This is a genomic window from Bacteroidota bacterium (assembly GCA_016722565.1).
Lineage (GTDB): Bacteria > Bacteroidota > Bacteroidia > 2-12-FULL-35-15 > 2-12-FULL-35-15 > 2-12-FULL-35-15.
This window is the reverse complement of the sequence record JADKIU010000004.1, coordinates 145,005-161,914: the sequence shown is the minus strand read 5'-3', so window position 1 is coordinate 161,914 and position 16,910 is coordinate 145,005. Positions and strand designations below refer to the sequence as shown.

Here is a 16,910-nt window from a genome sequence, read left to right as displayed (position 1 = left end):
TGGCTCTTTTTTTTCATCCAAAATGCTATATTTGTAACCTCATAAACAGACTCCCCCGAAGGGGTTCCTTCGGAATAAACAATAAACATAAATTACAATGAGCAAAATTAAAGTAGCAAACCCTGTTGTTGAATTAGATGGCGATGAAATGACTCGCATCATCTGGAAATTCATTAAAGACAAATTAATCCTTCCTTATTTGGAATTGGATATTAAATATTTCGATTTAGGTGTTGAGCACCGCGATGCAACAAACGATCAAGTAACCATTGATTCGGCTGAAGCCATTAAAAAATACAATGTTGGTATTAAGTGCGCGACGATTACTCCTGACGAAGAGCGTGTGAAAGAATTCAAATTAAAACAAATGTGGAAGTCACCAAATGGCACCATCCGTAATATTTTGGATGGAACCGTTTTCCGTGAACCAATCGTTTGTAAAAATGTGCCTCGTTTGGTTCCAAACTGGACTGCTCCTATCTGTATCGGACGTCATGCATTTGGTGATCAATACCGTGCAACCGATTTCGTTACAAAAGGAAAAGGAAAATTAACAGTAAGTTTCACTCCTGAAGATGGAAGTGCACCACAATCATTTGAAGTATTTAACTTCAAAGGTGATGGTGTAGCATTAACCATGTACAATACAGATGAGTCAATTCGTGGATTTGCCCATTCTTGTTTTAACACTGCATTATCTAAAGGATGGCCTTTATATTTATCTACTAAAAACACCATCTTAAAAAAATACGATGGGCGCTTTAAAGATATTTTTGAAGAGATTTACCAGAAAGATTACAAAGCAAAATTTGATGCTGCAAAAATTGTTTACGAACATCGTTTAATTGACGACATGGTTGCATCTGCTTTGAAATGGAACGGAAATTTCGTTTGGGCTTGTAAAAATTATGACGGAGATGTTCAATCCGATACGGTTGCTCAAGGTTTCGGCTCCTTAGGATTAATGACTTCTGTTTTGGTAACACCAGATGGAAAAACAATGGAGGCGGAAGCTGCACACGGAACGGTAACACGTCACTACCGTGATCATCAAGCAGGAAAACCAACGTCTACAAATCCAATCGCATCTATTTTTGCTTGGACACGTGGATTGGAATTCAGAGGAAAACTAGATGGTAACCAAGAATTAATCAATTTCTGCCATGCATTGGAACAAGTATGCGTAGAAACTGTTGAATCCGGTAAAATGACGAAAGATTTAGCCGTTTGTATTCATGGAAACAAAGTAAACCATGGTGAACACTATTTATATACCGAAGAGTTTTTAACCGCTTTGGATACCAATTTAAAAGCAAAACTAGGTAAATAATCCATTAATTTATTCTTATGAAAGACGCACTTATTCGGTGCGTCTTTTTTGTTTAAGTATTTATAGTATATTTGCGCGATTTTTAAACTTAAAAACAAAAAAAATGCTAAAAGAATTTAAAGCGTTCATTATGCGAGGCAATGTGATTGACCTTGCTGTCGGTGTAATCATTGGTGGTGCATTTGGTGCAATTATTAAATCATTGGTAGAAGACATTATCACACCATTATTACTAAAACCTGCATTAAAAGCTGCTGGTGCCGCAACAATCGAGACCTGGGCTCCGGGTGGTATTTTGCTTGGTAAATTTATTGCTGCGTCCATCTCTTTTATTGTAATTGCATTTGTATTGTTCCTTATTGTTAAAGGAATGAATTCTGCTGTTAAGAAGAAAGAAGAAGCACCAGCTGCTCCAAAAGGACCGAGTCAAGAAGAATTATTGGCAGAAATTCGCGATTTACTAAAAAAATAATTACAAACATGAAAAGAATTACATTCCTACTTGGAGCAATCCTTGTTGCGGCAACTGCTGTTGCCCAAACCCCAGACACAACAAAGCCTGCTCCTAAATTATGGACAAAAGGTGGTGTTGGTGGTATCAATTTCGCGCAATCAAGCTTTACCAATTGGGCTGCCGGTGGAGAAAATGCACTTTCAGCTACCGCGATGCTCAGCGTTTATGCAAATTATAAAAAAGAAAAAACTACCTGGGACAACACCCTTGATATGGCCTATGGTATGCTTCAAAGCGGGAAAGCACCGCTCAGAAAAAACGAAGACAAAATCGATTTCTCCTCCAAATATGGGAGATATGCATTCAAAGATTATTGGTACTACACCGCTTTGGTAAACTTTAAAAGTCAATTTGCTAACGGATACAATTATCCAAACGACTCTACCGTTATCTCTCACTTTTTAGCACCGGCATATGTTTTGGGTGCAATCGGGATTGACTATAAACCCAATGCTTACTTTTCAATGTTTATTTCACCAGTTACCTCCAAAACAACCATTGTTTATAGCGAAATGCTAGCAGATGCAGGAGCCTATGGTGTAGAACCGGCAGAATACGATACAGCCGGAGTAAAAATTAAAGATGGCCAAATGGTGAGAAGTGAATTTGGGGGATACTTCAAACTCACTTATAAAAAAGATATTTTTAAAAATGTAAACTTCGCTACAAAACTGGAATTATTCAGTAATTACATCAACGACCCTCAAAACATTGATGTAAACTGGGAAAATATTATTGGTTTAAAAGTAAACAAGTATATTTCCGCAAGCATTTCCACCAATTTAATTTATGACCACGACATCCCAGTTCCGGTTGAACGCACCGATGCAAATGGCGCGACATACATGAGTACCGGTCCACGCTTACAATTCAAACAAGTATTAGCCGTTGGTTTCTCTTATAAATTTTAATAGAAAATCCCCTTCACTGCGAAGGGGATTTTTTTATTCCATTAAATTATAACCATTGGCCTTATATTTGCGTTAGAGCAATTATGAAAAAACTAATCTACTTCTTTCTATTTCTTATTAGTTATTCCAGTATTGCCCAAGAAGAAAAGCATGGCACTATCAAAGTTGAAAAAAAAGGAACCATTTCATCAATTTTTTTTGATAACGTCAACAATCGATTAATCGGGAAAGATCAGTATGGAAATATTCTTGATTCGGTTGTCGTCTCTTTTGAAATGATTGTAACCATTAAAGGAATAGCCTACTCTGAAATTATTCAAGGAACCACCTTATCCGGGGATATGCAAAAACGGCTTGAACGTGTGGATGGTGGAACTAAATTATTTTTCACAAACATCAAAGTGAAAGAGAAAAATGGCACAACTATCAACTGGCCAAAATTTTCTACAAAACTGGGATTCTCTTACGAGAAAGAAGAATAATTCCTATTCAAAAAAGTCTTTATTAAAATTCACCAAATACAGCTTTTCCGAAGCACGAGAAACTGCTGTATACAACCAGCGCAGATATTCTTTATTAATCATTTCATCCGTTAAATACCCTTGCTCAACAAATACACAAGGCCACTGTCCGCCTTGTGCTTTATGACAGGTAACAGCGTATGCAAATTTCACTTGCAGTGCATTAAAAAAACCATCTTCCTTTACTTTCTTCAAACGCAACCTGCGATCTGCGATATCGCTATAATCTGCTGAAACAGAATTATACAACCGCTTGTTGTCTTCTTGAGATAGCGAAGGTGCTTCACTCATTATGGTATCCAACAACAAACGTGTTTCCAATTCCGGTTCATCCGGATAATCAATCATACGGATACGAACATCTGCAAATTTAAACCCATGCATCTCCTGAATTTTACCAATGCTCGTTAACTGAACAATGTCGCCATTGGCAATAAATCCGGCTTTTGATTCATCGGGCAACCAGAAATAGTTATTCTTCACCACCATCATAAAGTCGCCTGTTGACAGCTCGTTTTCCTGCCAACGAATGCGTGCTCTAATTTGTTGATTAAAAATATTTGCACGTTTATTGGAACGACAAATCACCATCGTATCTTCTGCTCCATATTTTGAATATGCGCTATTTAAAGCATCTTCCAATTCATCACCTCCCAATCGAACGATGTCTTTAAAACCTTCCAATTCAAAATGAGGTTTCACATTCGAATCATTTTTTATTTGATTCCGGATGGCGGTGGCATTTGTCAACACACCCGAATTTTCAGACTGTCGCACTACCTCGGTTAACTCATGCCAATCCAATTGAAAATAAAAAGAAGCTTTTAAAAAATCAATATCCAAGGCCGGACTTACATCTAAACCAACAGGAGGTAATTGTGCGGTATCACCTATAAAGATTAACTTGCAATTGTTTCCATTAAATACATAGGAAATCAAATCATCCAATAAACTACTGCTCCCGAATGAACCACCTGCCAATCCACCGGAATTTGAAATCATAGAAGCCTCATCCACTATAAAAATCGTATTGGTATGCAAATTTTGTTGCAACGTAAAGGCCATTCCACCAGCGGTATCCGGCTTGCGGTAATAAATCTTTTTGTGAATCGTAAAGGCTTGTTTGCCTGTATAATTGGAAAGTACTTTTGCTGCCCTTCCCGTTGGTGCAAGCAACACTGTTTTCCCATTCAAAGCCGGTAAGCTTTCTACCAAAGCCCGAACAGTGGTTGTTTTACCTGTTCCAGCATACCCCTTCAATACAAATATTTGATCCGAATTCTTATTTAATATAAATGCCGAAAGCTTTGCAAACAGTTGCCGCTGTCCCATTGTCGTTTCAAAAGGAAAACGTTCCAACAATATTTTACTAAACTCTTCTATCTTCATTTTGGGAGGGCGAATATCTGCGAATTTACATATCTTTGTAAACAATGACTACCGAAATAAAAAATAAAATCACTCAGCTTCATTCTTTTGTTGATGAAGCATTTGATGCTAAAAAAACAGCCACTTACCAATTGCTTTTGCAGATTGGTACGAGTGAAATTTTGGTAGGGATTCACGACAAGCAAAAAAACAAATACATTGCTTTAGAAAAATATGCATTATCAAACATTCACAGCTTTGAAGGCGTTGGTGAATTAATAGACGTGTTGCTGAGTGAGTCGAAAATAGTCAACCATAAATTTCAGGCGGTAGCTTGTATAATTGTGAGTAACCTTTCCACACTCGTTCCAAACGCTCTTTATGAAGACGATCGAAAAAGAATGTATTTGAAATTTAATGCAACATTAGAGGGAGACGAGCTAGTAGTTGTTGACGAAATCAGAAGCTTAGATGCAAAAAACGTTTTTGCGATTCCATTTTCAATAAAATCAAAATTAGATGCGCACTACCGTCAAATAAGCTATCATCATGCATCCAGTACATTAATCGACACACTTGTTGCCAGTCACAAAAACCAAACAGGTAAAAAATTATATGTGCATGTTCAAAGCACACATTTTGAAACCATTTTAATTGATGGTAAAAACCTGATTTTCTACAACACCTTTAACTACCAATCTCCTGAGGATTTTATTTATTATGTTTTGTTTGTTTGCGAACAATTACAATTGAATCCTGAAAAAACAGAAACCATTCTTTTAGGAGAAATAGAAAAAACTTCCGCTATTTATACTTTATTACAAAAATATATTCGAACGCTAAAATTTGGAGAACGTACTGACGGGTCAGACTATAGCTATCAATTGCAAACACTTCCGAAGCATTCCTATTTTACACTCTTTAATAGCTATCTGGCATAATGCGTATCATCGGAGGAATGCACAAAGGAAGAGTAATTCACCCTCCTAAAAACTTACCGGTTCGGCCGACAACTGACTTTGCAAAAGAAAGCATCTTCAATATTTTAAACAATCACTTTGAATTTGACGGTTTAAAAATCCTTGACTTGTTTTGTGGATCAGGCAATATAACTTTTGAATTCGCATCACGTGGTTGTGGCGATATTACCAGCGTTGATAGCAACTACAGCTGTTGTGAATTTGCAAAAAAAACAATTTCAGAGTTCAAAATGGATGCTGTGAAAGTAATCAAATCAGATGCTTTTGCCTTTTTAAAACGCGCTACCAATCCCTATCATATTATCTTTTGTGATCCACCGTATGACATGGAAAACTTTGAGGTGCTACCGGAATTGGTTTTTACCAATAAACTATTAAAACCAAATGGATGGTTGATTGTGGAACATGGCCCTCATACCGATTTATCAAAACTACCTCATTTTAAAGAACACCGTAGTTATGGCAACGTAAATTTTGCCATCTTTGAGAATACAACCGAATAAATTTTGTCACAAAAACATTTCTCTTTTGGAGGGAAGGAGGGAACCTTTTCATATTCAATATTTTTCGTAAATTCGTAGAACCATCGCTCAAGCAATGGCAAACAGCGTATTTTTAATCGAATCAAACATGAACAAACGCATTGCAATCTTTCCGGGCTCCTTTGATCCTATCACCAAAGGGCATGAAAATATTTTAAAAAGAGCTTTACCACTCTTTGATGAAATCATTATTGCAATTGGGAAAAACAGCAGCAAACAGAACTACTTTAGCCTTGAACAGCGTGAAAAATGGATCAAACAAGTTTTTGCAAACGAACCAAAAGTGCGTGTGGAATCGTATACCGGATTAACGATTGAATTTTGCAAAAAAGTAAATGCACATTTCATTTTACGCGGACTCAGAACATCCGCTGATTTTGAATTTGAAAAATCAATCGCACAGAACAACAATGTAATGGCTCCAGAAATAGAAACAATTTTTATTTTGCCTATTCCAGAACTGTCTGCAATAAATTCAACAATTGTGCGTGATATTATCAGAAATGGCGGTGACGCAACGCCATTTGTACCCAAAGGAATTGAAGTAAAAGCACCCTAATTAGGCACAACTATTGCTAACGATTTTCCACTTCGAACGAAGAAAGTAAATGCCATGACCAAATTCTTAACATTACTTAGCATCGTAATTACTCTTTTTTCACAAGCTCAAAATGTGACTATAAAAGGAGTGGCTCAATCTTACGAATATCGCGAAATTGGCGTGTGGGCAAACAGTGATTATATTTCTAATACACAAAAACAATTGACCTATTCGGTCATCGACTCCCTTGGAAATTTCACACTTGAATTTAACAGCAAAGAGATACAATACATTACCCTAAAAGTAGATACGTATATTTCCAATATGTATATTGAACCGAAAGGGAATTATGAAGTAATTTTTATGCCTCCCGATTCAACAACATACCACAACCCCAACCTGAATCACGATGTAAAATTATCCATTAAACTAAAAAGTAAAACAGAAATCAATTCATTAACGATGGATTATGATAAACGGTTTGACGATTTTTTAACAGCCGATTATTTCGCCTTTTTGAAAAGAACACCACAAGCAAAAATCGATTCATTCAAAATAGCAATGAAGGAATTTTACTCCACCGTGAATAATCCTTATTTCAAAAACTACATCAATTACACAATTGCATCTCTGGAGCAAAAACAAAAGTGAGTGAAAAAAAATTATTTGTTGAATACATAGCAAAAAAGCCCATCCTTTATAATAACCCGGAGTACATGCTTTTTTAATGATTTTTTCAAACAGAAAATTCAAGATTTTTCGATGTCGAAATTGGGAACCCCAATGTCGTTTCAAATAAACGACCGAGGAAGTTATGCCGGCACAATGGATGTATTAAAAAGAGACGAATTTCTTCAAAATGATAGTATTCGAGAATTGGTATTAATTAAAGGATTGTATGAATCATACTACGACAACGCCTTTAAAAAGCCAAGCATCATTGCCATACTGCAACAACTGGTTCAAGAAACACCAATTGAGGAACACAAACGCATTGCAAAAAACATTCTCAATTCTTTTTCAAAACTTCAAAAAGGCGGGCAAGCACCATTTTTTGAATTTCCCGACAAAGCTGGAGTAACCCATAGTTTGGATGAATTACGTACCAACAAATATGTTTATTTGATGATTTATGACATCAACTGCTCAGCATGTCAACAGCAAATGAAAATTATTCCTTCACTCATAAAAAAATATGGTGATCGAATCACATTTGTTAGCATCTCAACCGATAAAACAAATGCCGATTTAAAAAATTTCCAAACAAAAAATCCAAAATATACTTGGTTGTTTTTACAAGATAACTCCTTAGGAAAATTCAAAGCGGATTATGAAATCAAAACCCTTCCTAGCTATTTTTTAATTGACCCGAATGGGAAATTTATTCAGGTGCCGGCAGAAAGTCCGGAGGAGGATATTGATCGTGTATTTTATGACATTACAAAACCCAAAGCGAAAGAACATCGAATAGGTGACAAGAGAAACCAATAGATAACATCAAGAGACAAAACAATTAGTGAATACTTTTCATCACCTCTTTAATAGATTCATAGGTGTTTTCTGTTACTTGCTCCAACTCGTTTTTAGAGAGCCATTTCACTTCCGTTATTCCTTCTTCCGTTTGAGGGATCAATTTCGAATCATCTTCACACAACATCTCAAACCAATACGTGCGTTTTAAAATGGCTTTCCCATCTTGGTCGTAGGTATGATAGGTTGACTCTAGTTCTTTCATAATTTTCAACTTTCCAACACCGCACTCTTCTTCTACTTCACGCAAAGCAGCGTGTTTTATTCCTTCTCTTTTTTCTATTTTCCCTTTTGGCAAATCCCATTTTCCATTTCTAAAAATAAACAAGTATTCACCCGCTTTATTTTTCACTAAACCACCTGCAGCTTCAATAACTTTAAAAGCGGAAGAAAAACTAGTCAAAAGCAATTTTTCGTTCTCATGATAATAATATACTTCCAAAAATTGATTTTTATTCACCAATTCATCGTACATCATCTGCAACTCGTCTAAGGAATGAATCCGCACCAAAACGGTATCCTTTTTCTGCTGATAGTCCATCAGGTTACTGGTGAGGCAGATAGTTTTGTTTAAGGAGAATACTTTTACCATCGTGAATAATGTTAATTAAAAAAAACGGTTTGCTACTACAAATTTAGTTATTTTTGCCGCATGATGAAGAACGATGAATCTGCATTAAAGGTTGCAGAATTTTTATTACAAGTTAAAGCTGTAAAATTACAACCGGCTAATCCATATACATGGGCATCAGGTTGGAAGTCACCTATATATTGCGACAACAGAGTGACCTTATCCTTTCCTCAAGTACGTACCTATATTCGTCAACAATTTGTAGATGCAATTATGGAAAAGTTCGGGAAACCGGATGTTATCGCAGGTGTTGCAACAGGTGGTATCGCGCAAGGAGCATTGGTTGCTCAAGAAATGGGATTACCCTTTGTATATGTTCGCTCAGAAGCTAAAAAGCACGGACTAACAAACATGATTGAAGGCATTGTTGAAAAGGCCAATCTGTTGTTGTAATTGAAGATTTAATTTCAACCGGAGGAAGTAGCTTGAAAGCGGTAGAAGCACTGCGTGAAGCAGGATGTGATGTTAAAGGTATGGCTGCGATTTTCACCTATGGATTTACAACTGCCGTTGAAAATTTCAAAAAAGCGAAATGCGAATTGGTAACATTAAGTAATTACGATACAATGATTGCACAAGCGTTGCAATCAAATTATATTACCGAAAAAGATTTGTTGTCGCTAAAAGCATGGAGAGAAAACCCAGCTGAATGGGGTGTTGCTACAACTGATAAAAAAAAGAAGTAACAATTCATAAATAGAGAATTTAATTTTTAATTTTTCAATTCATCATCACTATGTCAGTTACGAAAATCGAAAGCGAAAAAGTAGAAATTCCTAATTCTGCTGAAAAAATATTTACCTACTTAAGTGACTTTAATAATTTCAAAGCATTAATGCCATCTCAGGTAACAAACTGGACATCCACTGCCGAAGAATGCTCTTTTACAATAAACGGAATGGCGACCATCGGGATGAAAATTATTGAAAAGACACCTTTTACAAAAATTACAATTTCCTCCAACGGAAAAGTTCCTTTCGAATTTAAATTATTCGTTTTGCTTACCGAAAAAGATTCCACTAATTCTATTGGTCAGCTTACATTTGAATCAGATATGAATCCAATGATAAAAATGATGGTGGAAAAACCTTTGGGCAATTTCTTCAACATGCTTGCCCACAAAATGAAGGATATTAAGTAAAATGGAAGACGTATAATGGCAAATGGCTGATGTAAATTTTCCTCACCATCTTCCATCAACCATTATACATTATTACGTTATTACATTGTCTGCAAAGGCAATTTCCTTCAAATCAAACTCCTTGACTTCCCCAGATTTCAATTCTAATTGAAGCAATCCTATTTTGGAAACACCTATTATTTTGCCTTCAAAACGTGTTTCACCCGATTGGTATGTTGCCCGTGCATTAAAACGATACAATCGCTCTAAATAAGCATTGTCGATATTTACAAGATTATTGGATTTCAATTGTAAATACCGGGCTTCGATCAATTCACAAAATCTTTTAAAAACATCCCTCAGTTCGAACTCCCTGCCGGAAAGCATTGCCAACGATGTTGCTTTTTTTTCAGCAAACTTCAGCTGATTAATATTGAGTCCGATACCAATTACAGATGTTTGAATAGTCGTCTCTCTCAACGTATTTTCTATCAAAACACCAGCGATTTTCTGCGCACCCACGTAAATGTCATTTGGCCATTTTACCCGAATTTCATTCGGTTCGATGACACCTACCAGCATTTCTGCCATTAAGTCAGCAACTGCTAAAGAGGTCATTTTAGTGAGCAAAAACTGCTGATCTGCACTTAAAAATTTAGGATATAAAATCAGGCTCAAAGCCACGTTTTTGTTGGGTTCGCTCTCCCAGGAATTGCCTCTTTGTCCACGGCCTTTTAACTGTACAAACGTATAAATAATACTGCCTTCCAACAGAGCAATTTGTCGCAACATTTCACTGGCATAACTGTTGGTAGAATCAACCGACTCAACATGGATGCTATTTTGCCCTACAAATAATGTTTTCATTAGAGTTTTGCGAAAGATTTGATTATTTTTGTGAATAATCACGAAGCAAAGAAAGTAATATAAATAGACATATCCTTAAATGGCGAAAAAGAAAGTAGCACCTGTAAAAAAAGCAGCTGCAAAGAAAGCTCCGGTTAAAACAAAAGCTGCCCCAAAAGCAGCCCCGAAAACTCCTAAGAAAACAGTAAAAAAAGCGGCACCTAAAAAAGTCGCTCCGGTAAAAAAAGCAGTGGTAAAGCCTACAAAAGCGGTTGCCAAACCTCTTTCAAAACCAGAACCTAAAAAAATCAAAGGTCCAACTGAACTTCTTGCGGATGCAATTGTTGAAGGAATATTAGAAGTAAAAGGAAGAAACATCTCCGTATTGAACTTAAAAGGTATTCATAACCGTGTTTGTGATTATTTTATCATTTGTCAAGCTGACTCTAACACACAAGTGAATGCCATTGCAGGGTCGGTTGAAGAAATGGTAAAAAAGAAAACTGGAGAGCGCCCATACCGCAAAGAAGGATTTGAAAACGCAGAGTGGATCTTAGTAGATTACGTGACAGTAGTTGTGCACATCTTCCAAACAGAAGTACGAAATTTTTATAATTTAGAATCGTTATGGGCGGATGCCGAAGTAACGGAAATTGCATTTGATAAATAAAATTTAGACAGCGATATATGAGCGAGCAAGAAAAACAAACGGAAAATAATAATTCTGAAAAGAGTAAATTTCCAAAGAAACCAAACATCCCTAAAAATCCATTCAACTTTTATTGGATTTACGGAATCATAGCCGTTGCAATTATTGTGATGCAACTCTTCTTCACATCTACCCCAATGCCGGAGAAGAGCACCAATGAATTTATTGAAAACATGTTGAAACAACATCATGTTACAAAGTAGTAGTGATTCCATCCGACAATACCGCTGAAATTACAATTGGCAAAGACTTCCTTAAATTGCCGCAATATGCTGCTGACAATTTGGAAAAACACAAAGATGGTCCGCACTACCGAGTAAAAATTGCAAGTGTAGATAAGTTTGAAGAACGTATCAAAGAAGCGCAGAAAGATTTTTTACCGGAACAACGTATTGATGCCGTAAGTGAAAACAGAACTTCTTGGGCAGACCAATTAAGCTGGATTATTCCAATTGTATTGATGATCGTTATCTGGATTATTATCATGAGAAGAATGGGTGGCGGTGCCGGAGGCGGACAAATTTTCAATATCGGAAAATCAAAAGCAACCTTGTTTGATAAAAACACCAATGTAAATATTACGTTCAATGATGTTGCCGGATTAGAAGGCGCAAAAATTGAAATCAAAGAGATTGTTGATTTCTTAAAAAACCCAAAAAAATATACCGCACTGGGTGCAAAAATCCCTAAAGGTGCATTGTTAGTTGGCCCTCCGGGAACCGGTAAAACATTGCTAGCAAAGGCTGTTGCAGGTGAAGCAAAAGTTCCATTTTTTTCATTATCAGGATCTGATTTTGTGGAGATGTTTGTTGGTGTTGGTGCATCACGTGTTCGTGACTTATTCCGCCAGGCAAAAGAAAAATCACCATGTATCATTTTCATTGATGAGATTGATGCGATTGGACGTGCTCGTGGAAAAAATCCTGCCCAAGGCGGAAACGATGAGCGTGAAAACACCTTAAATCAATTGTTAACGGAGATGGATGGTTTTGGAACCAATAGTGGCGTAATCATTTTAGCAGCTACCAACCGTGCGGATATTTTAGACAGAGCTTTGATGCGTGCCGGTCGTTTTGATCGTCAGATATATGTTGATATGCCCGATTTAAATGAGCGTAAAGACATCTTCAAAGTACATTTAAAACCATTAAAATTAGATGCATCTGTTGACATCGATTTCTTAGCAAAACAAACTCCAGGATTTTCGGGAGCAGACATTGCAAATATCTGTAACGAAGCGGCTTTGATTGCAGCACGTCACGATAAATCATTCATCGAAAAACAAGATTTCTTAGATGCTGTTGACCGTATTATCGGAGGATTGGAAAAGAAAAATAAAATCATTTCTTCACACGAGAAAAAAGTAATCGCTTATCATGAAGCAGGACATGCTGCTACCAGCTGGTTATTAGAACATGCGCATCCATTGATTAAAGTAACCATTGTTCCGCGAGGACGTTCATTGGGTGCTGCATGGTATTTACCTGAAGAACGCCAAATCACTACAACTGAACAATTGTTGGACGAGATGTGTGCAACACTTGGAGGAAGAGCTGCAGAAGAAATTGTTTTCGGTAAAATTTCTACCGGTGCGTTGAGCGATCTTGAAAAAGTTACCAAACAAGCCTATGCAATGATTACCATTTATGGCTTAAACGATAAAATTGGTAACATCAGCTATTACGATTCCACCGGAGCAAACGAATATGGTTTCACGAAACCATACAGTGAGCGCACCGCACAAACAATTGATGAAGAAGTAAGCAAATTGATTGAAACAGCCTATATCCGTGCAAAAGATATTCTTACAAAAAACAAACACTTATTAACACAGTTAGCTGAAAAATTGCTGGACAAAGAAGTTATCTTTAAGGAAGATTTGGAAATCATTTTTGGTAAACGTCCCTTCGACAAAGAAGATTTGCCTTTGATAAAAGCAGATTCGAATATTTCACCAACTGCACAAGTTGTGATTGAATCGAAAGAGGAAGAGAAAAAAGAAGAGCCAAAATCGGAGGAGAAAAAACCGGAAGAAAAAAAAGATGGTGAACCGGAAAAACCATTGAATACTTTATTCTAAAGTTGAAACCATTAAAAGGGAATGCCTTTCGGCATTCCCTTTTGGATATAACAAAACACAATTAATTGCCCCCTGAGATTAGTCGAAGGGTGTTATTCGTACCGTAAATGAGCGACAGTACTACTTCAAAAGAAAAAATATTAAAAAAAATTCGGAAAGCGTTGATTCATAAATCTACTCAAGAGATTGGTGACATTGACATTGATTCAGAAATCTTTGCTACTTCTGAAGAATCCCTCGAAATGCAATTTGCTCAAAACTTCACTGCTCTCAACGGGAAATTTATCTTTTGTGAAAATGAAACAGAATTCATAGAAAATTTTGATTGGATTGTGAAAGACAATGAGTGGAAAAACTTATTCTGCTTGGAACCCCAATTGAAAGAACTTTTAAAAAAAGGAAAAATTACCTTTTCGGATAATGAAGTCGATTTATTAAATACCGATATTGGTATCACCTTGTGTGAATGTTTAATCGCGAGAACCGGAAGCATTATGATTACTTCCAAACAGGCCTCAGGCAGACGATTACCTGTATATGCAAATTTTCATATTGTTGTAGCATACACCTCTCAACTAGTAGACAACATCAAAGACGGATTAAAATTTATTAAAGAAAAACACAACGATAAATTACCTTCGATGATTTCAACCATTACCGGTCCAAGCAAAACGGCTGATATTGAAAAAACATTGGTTCAAGGCGCACATGGACCAAAAGAAGTATTTGTATTTTTAATTGATGATGTGCATGTGGATAATAACTAAGATCAAACATGAACAACTTTTTTAAACGTACACTTACCGCTGGTGCATTTGTTGCAGTTCTTTTAGGATGCACGTATTACAATCAACTTTCCTTTTCTATATTATTTTTCATTATTACCATTTTAGGCGTTTGGGAATTTTATACCCTTTCAGAAAAAGGAGAAAACAAACCACAAAAAGTAATTGGGACGATTGCCGGAGCAGGAATTTTTACAACTACCGTGCTTGTTTGTATGGGATACGATGCACACCTCTTAATCATTAACATTCCCGTTGTTTTTCTCATTTTCATTTTTGAATTATACACAAAATCAAAAAATCCGTTTCGAAACATTGCTTTTACCATTTTGGGAATTGTATATGTTGCCGTGCCGTTTTCATTATTGAATTATTTAGTAACATATTCCGGCAAATACAATCATGAACTTTTGTTCGGTTTCTTTTTTATTCTTTGGTGTAACGATTCAGGAGCATATTTGGCAGGATCCGCTTTCGGGAAACGGAAATTATTTCCACGTGTATCTCCCGGCAAATCATGGGAAGGAAGTATCGGTGGTGCAATCGCGAGTTATATTGTGGTATTCATTATTTCAAAATGGTATACCGATTATAGCATCATCGACTGGATGATCATTGCCGGTATATTGATCGTAATCGGTACCCTGGGTGATTTAGTAGAATCCCTTTATAAACGAAGCAAAAATGTTAAAGACTCGGGAACATTATTACCCGGACATGGAGGAATATTGGATCGATTTGATAGCCTTTTGATGGCAACGCCTTTCGTTTTCACATACCTCTACCTCATCAAATTTTTCGCCTAGATGTTTCTATCCTATTCTTTCGCAGGATCCGAATATGCTGCCCCTTATGATAGCGCATACGGAATGCCCTTGTGGACTTATATTATCGCTGTCGGCATTCTTCTCTACATCGTTATAAGAGTATGGATTGCCTTAAAAAGGGACGAAGAAAGAGATAAAATCAGGAAACGAAAGAAACACAACTAATTGATTAAAAATAAGTTACATTACAATAATTCTAAAAAAATCGTCAAAAAAGGCAATTAAACGAAGGAAAAGCCATATTTAACGATTACATTTTAAATACTATATAATTTTACTTAAATTCGCAGACTTTAATGCGTTCCGACTCTCTATTAATACGGAACCGAACATAAAAATTTATGACAACTAAGACAACAGTAGAAAGTCACGACAGTATGTTTGATGCAGTTCTTGCCAGACTTGATGTCGCTGCAAAAATTTATGGTTTATCAGAAGAAGTTACAACAGTATTAAGAAATCCTCAAAAACAAGTTAAAGTTAGCCTTCCGATTATGATGGATAACGGCAAAATGGAAGTTTTTGAAGGATTCAGAACCGTGCACTCTACCGTACTCGGTCCATCAAAAGGTGGTATCCGTTACGCAATGGATGTATGTGATGACGAAGTAAAAGCTCTTTCAGCTTGGATGACATTTAAATGTGCTGTTGCCAACTTGCCTTATGGCGGTGGTAAAGGCGGAATCAAATGTGATCCACGTAAGATGAGTGTTGGAGAATTGGAACGTTTAACAAAAGCCTATACTGTAGCAATGGCTGATGTATTTGGCCCAACAAAAGATATTCCTGCTCCGGATATGGGAACAAGCGGACGTGAAATGGCTTGGTTAGTGGATGCCTACAACAAAGTTCACCGCGGAAATTTCCCAGGTGTTACAACAGGAAAACCTGTTGGTTTAGGTGGTTCATTAGGTCGTGATGCTGCAACCGGTCGCGGAGTGATGGTAGCAACATTAGCTGCTTTGAAAAAAATGAACATGGATGCAAAAAAAGCAACCTGTGCTGTTCAAGGTTTTGGTAATGTTGGTTCTCATGCTGCACGTTTATTGCACGAACAAGGCATTAAAATTTGCGCAATTGGTGATCATACTGCTACTTTCTGGAATGAGAAAGGAATTGACATCAAAGCGGCATTGGATTATGTAAAAGCAAATGGAAATGTATTAAAAGGATTTACCGGTGGTGTTGAAATTAAACCTTCCGAACTTTTAACTGCAAATGTTGATGTTTTAGTTCCTGCAGCATTACAAAACGTAATCACTGAAGAAATCGCACACGCTGTAAAAGCTAAATTAATTGTAGAAGGTGCTAATGGCCCAACTACTGCTGAAGCAGATCATATCCTTCAAGAAAAAGGAATCATTGTTGTTCCGGATATTTTAGCGAATGGTGGTGGTGTAACGGTTTCTTATTTCGAATGGGTACAAAATAACCAAGGTTATTACTGGACAGAAGATGATGTAAACGCAAAACACGATGCTTCTATGAGTGCCGCTTTCGAAAGCGTTTGGAACAACGGACAAAAATACAAAACCACAATGCGTATTGGCGCTTACATTACTGCTTTACAAAAAGTAGAATTAGGAATCAAAGCAAGAGGACAATACTAAGTAACTAAGTGACTAGGTGACTAGGTTTTTAAGAGAACGCCTTCCTAATCGGAAGGCGTTTTTTT

The 16,910-nt window shown here is 36.6% G+C and carries 19 protein-coding genes and 1 pseudogene; 17 read left to right on the top strand and 3 right to left on the bottom strand.

Features of this window, described 5'->3' with window-relative positions:
- The first annotated feature begins 97 nt into the window (after positions 1–97).
- The 4 genes from IPP64_13760 to IPP64_13745 all read left to right on the top strand — a co-directional run bounded on the left by IPP64_13760 (position 98) and on the right by IPP64_13745 (position 3,237).
- Positions 98–1,330 carry an isocitrate dehydrogenase (NADP(+)) gene (locus tag IPP64_13760; protein MBL0330452.1) on the top strand — a complete coding sequence of 411 codons (1,233 nt, stop codon included), beginning with the start codon at positions 98–100 and terminating at the stop codon, positions 1,328–1,330.
- A gap of 103 nt (positions 1,331–1,433) precedes the next feature.
- The gene (gene mscL / locus IPP64_13755) at positions 1,434–1,802 is read left to right on the top strand and encodes a large conductance mechanosensitive channel protein MscL (protein MBL0330451.1); all 369 of its coding nucleotides are present in this window, start codon (positions 1,434–1,436) and stop codon (positions 1,800–1,802) included.
- Positions 1,803–1,810: 8 nt separating this feature from the next.
- On the top strand, positions 1,811–2,755 hold the full coding sequence (locus IPP64_13750; GenBank protein MBL0330450.1) for a DUF3078 domain-containing protein: 945 nt from the start codon (positions 1,811–1,813) through the stop codon (positions 2,753–2,755).
- 83 nt (positions 2,756–2,838) lie between these two features.
- On the top strand, positions 2,839–3,237 hold the full coding sequence (locus tag IPP64_13745; GenBank protein ID MBL0330449.1) for a hypothetical protein: 399 nt from the start codon (positions 2,839–2,841) through the stop codon (positions 3,235–3,237).
- A gap of 3 nt (positions 3,238–3,240) precedes the next feature.
- On the opposite strand, the gene IPP64_13740 is transcribed toward IPP64_13745, so the two are convergent.
- On the bottom strand, positions 3,241–4,665 hold the full coding sequence (locus IPP64_13740; protein ID MBL0330448.1) for an AAA family ATPase: 1,425 nt from the start codon (positions 4,663–4,665) through the stop codon (positions 3,241–3,243).
- A 44-nt stretch (positions 4,666–4,709) separates the two neighbouring features.
- Here IPP64_13740 and IPP64_13735 point away from each other — a divergent pair, with 44 nt between their 5' ends.
- From IPP64_13735 to IPP64_13715, 5 genes are all read left to right on the top strand, one after another.
- Positions 4,710–5,585, top strand: coding sequence for a DUF3822 family protein (locus tag IPP64_13735; protein ID MBL0330447.1), 876 nt, complete (start codon positions 4,710–4,712; stop codon positions 5,583–5,585).
- A complete protein-coding gene (locus IPP64_13730) occupies positions 5,585–6,127 on the top strand; it encodes an RsmD family RNA methyltransferase (GenBank protein MBL0330446.1) in 543 nt (180 codons plus the stop codon). The genes IPP64_13735 and IPP64_13730 overlap by 1 nt, the downstream gene beginning before the upstream one ends.
- A 127-nt stretch (positions 6,128–6,254) precedes the next feature.
- Entirely contained in the window at positions 6,255–6,725 is a 471-nt protein-coding gene (gene coaD, locus IPP64_13725; protein MBL0330445.1) for a pantetheine-phosphate adenylyltransferase, read from the top strand.
- Positions 6,726–6,779: 54 nt separating this feature from the next.
- Entirely contained in the window at positions 6,780–7,358 is a 579-nt protein-coding gene (locus IPP64_13720; GenBank protein ID MBL0330444.1) for a hypothetical protein, read from the top strand.
- 132 nt (positions 7,359–7,490) lie between these two features.
- A complete protein-coding gene (locus IPP64_13715; protein MBL0330443.1) occupies positions 7,491–8,198 on the top strand; it encodes a TlpA family protein disulfide reductase in 708 nt (235 codons plus the stop codon).
- A gap of 22 nt (positions 8,199–8,220) precedes the next feature.
- Here the strand turns inward: IPP64_13715 and IPP64_13710 are convergent, their stop codons facing one another.
- Positions 8,221–8,829 (bottom strand): NUDIX domain-containing protein, encoded by a 609-nt coding sequence (locus IPP64_13710; GenBank protein ID MBL0330442.1) that lies wholly within the window; start codon positions 8,827–8,829, stop codon positions 8,221–8,223.
- Between the two features lie 60 nt (positions 8,830–8,889).
- On the opposite strand from IPP64_13710, the pseudogene IPP64_13705 reads away from it, so the two are divergent.
- Positions 8,890–9,554, top strand: a pseudogene (locus tag IPP64_13705) (orotate phosphoribosyltransferase).
- Positions 9,555–9,604: 50 nt separating this feature from the next.
- A complete protein-coding gene (locus IPP64_13700) occupies positions 9,605–10,009 on the top strand; it encodes a hypothetical protein (GenBank protein ID MBL0330441.1) in 405 nt (134 codons plus the stop codon).
- A gap of 72 nt (positions 10,010–10,081) precedes the next feature.
- Here IPP64_13700 and IPP64_13695 read toward each other — a convergent pair whose 3' ends face one another.
- Positions 10,082–10,855 (bottom strand): biotin--[acetyl-CoA-carboxylase] ligase, encoded by a 774-nt coding sequence (locus tag IPP64_13695; GenBank protein ID MBL0330440.1) that lies wholly within the window; start codon positions 10,853–10,855, stop codon positions 10,082–10,084.
- Between the two features lie 286 nt (positions 10,856–11,141).
- Here IPP64_13695 and rsfS point away from each other — a divergent pair, with 286 nt between their 5' ends.
- The 6 genes from rsfS (at position 11,142) to IPP64_13665 (ending at position 16,845) form a co-directional block, all read left to right on the top strand.
- Positions 11,142–11,504: a ribosome silencing factor gene (gene rsfS, locus IPP64_13690; GenBank protein ID MBL0330439.1), complete on the top strand. Its 363-nt coding sequence runs from the start codon at positions 11,142–11,144 to the stop codon at positions 11,502–11,504.
- A 17-nt stretch (positions 11,505–11,521) separates the two neighbouring features.
- Positions 11,522–11,746: a hypothetical protein gene (locus IPP64_13685; protein ID MBL0330438.1), complete on the top strand. Its 225-nt coding sequence runs from the start codon at positions 11,522–11,524 to the stop codon at positions 11,744–11,746.
- Positions 11,747–11,748: 2 nt separating this feature from the next.
- On the top strand, positions 11,749–13,623 hold the full coding sequence (gene ftsH, locus IPP64_13680) for an ATP-dependent zinc metalloprotease FtsH (protein ID MBL0330437.1): 1,875 nt from the start codon (positions 11,749–11,751) through the stop codon (positions 13,621–13,623).
- A gap of 107 nt (positions 13,624–13,730) precedes the next feature.
- Entirely contained in the window at positions 13,731–14,390 is a 660-nt protein-coding gene (locus IPP64_13675) for an LUD domain-containing protein (protein ID MBL0330436.1), read from the top strand.
- 8 nt (positions 14,391–14,398) lie between these two features.
- Positions 14,399–15,214 carry a phosphatidate cytidylyltransferase gene (locus IPP64_13670; GenBank protein ID MBL0330435.1) on the top strand — a complete coding sequence of 272 codons (816 nt, stop codon included), beginning with the start codon at positions 14,399–14,401 and terminating at the stop codon, positions 15,212–15,214.
- Positions 15,215–15,576: 362 nt separating this feature from the next.
- Positions 15,577–16,845, top strand: coding sequence for a Glu/Leu/Phe/Val dehydrogenase (locus IPP64_13665; GenBank protein ID MBL0330434.1), 1,269 nt, complete (start codon positions 15,577–15,579; stop codon positions 16,843–16,845).
- Positions 16,846–16,910 lie beyond the last annotated feature (65 nt).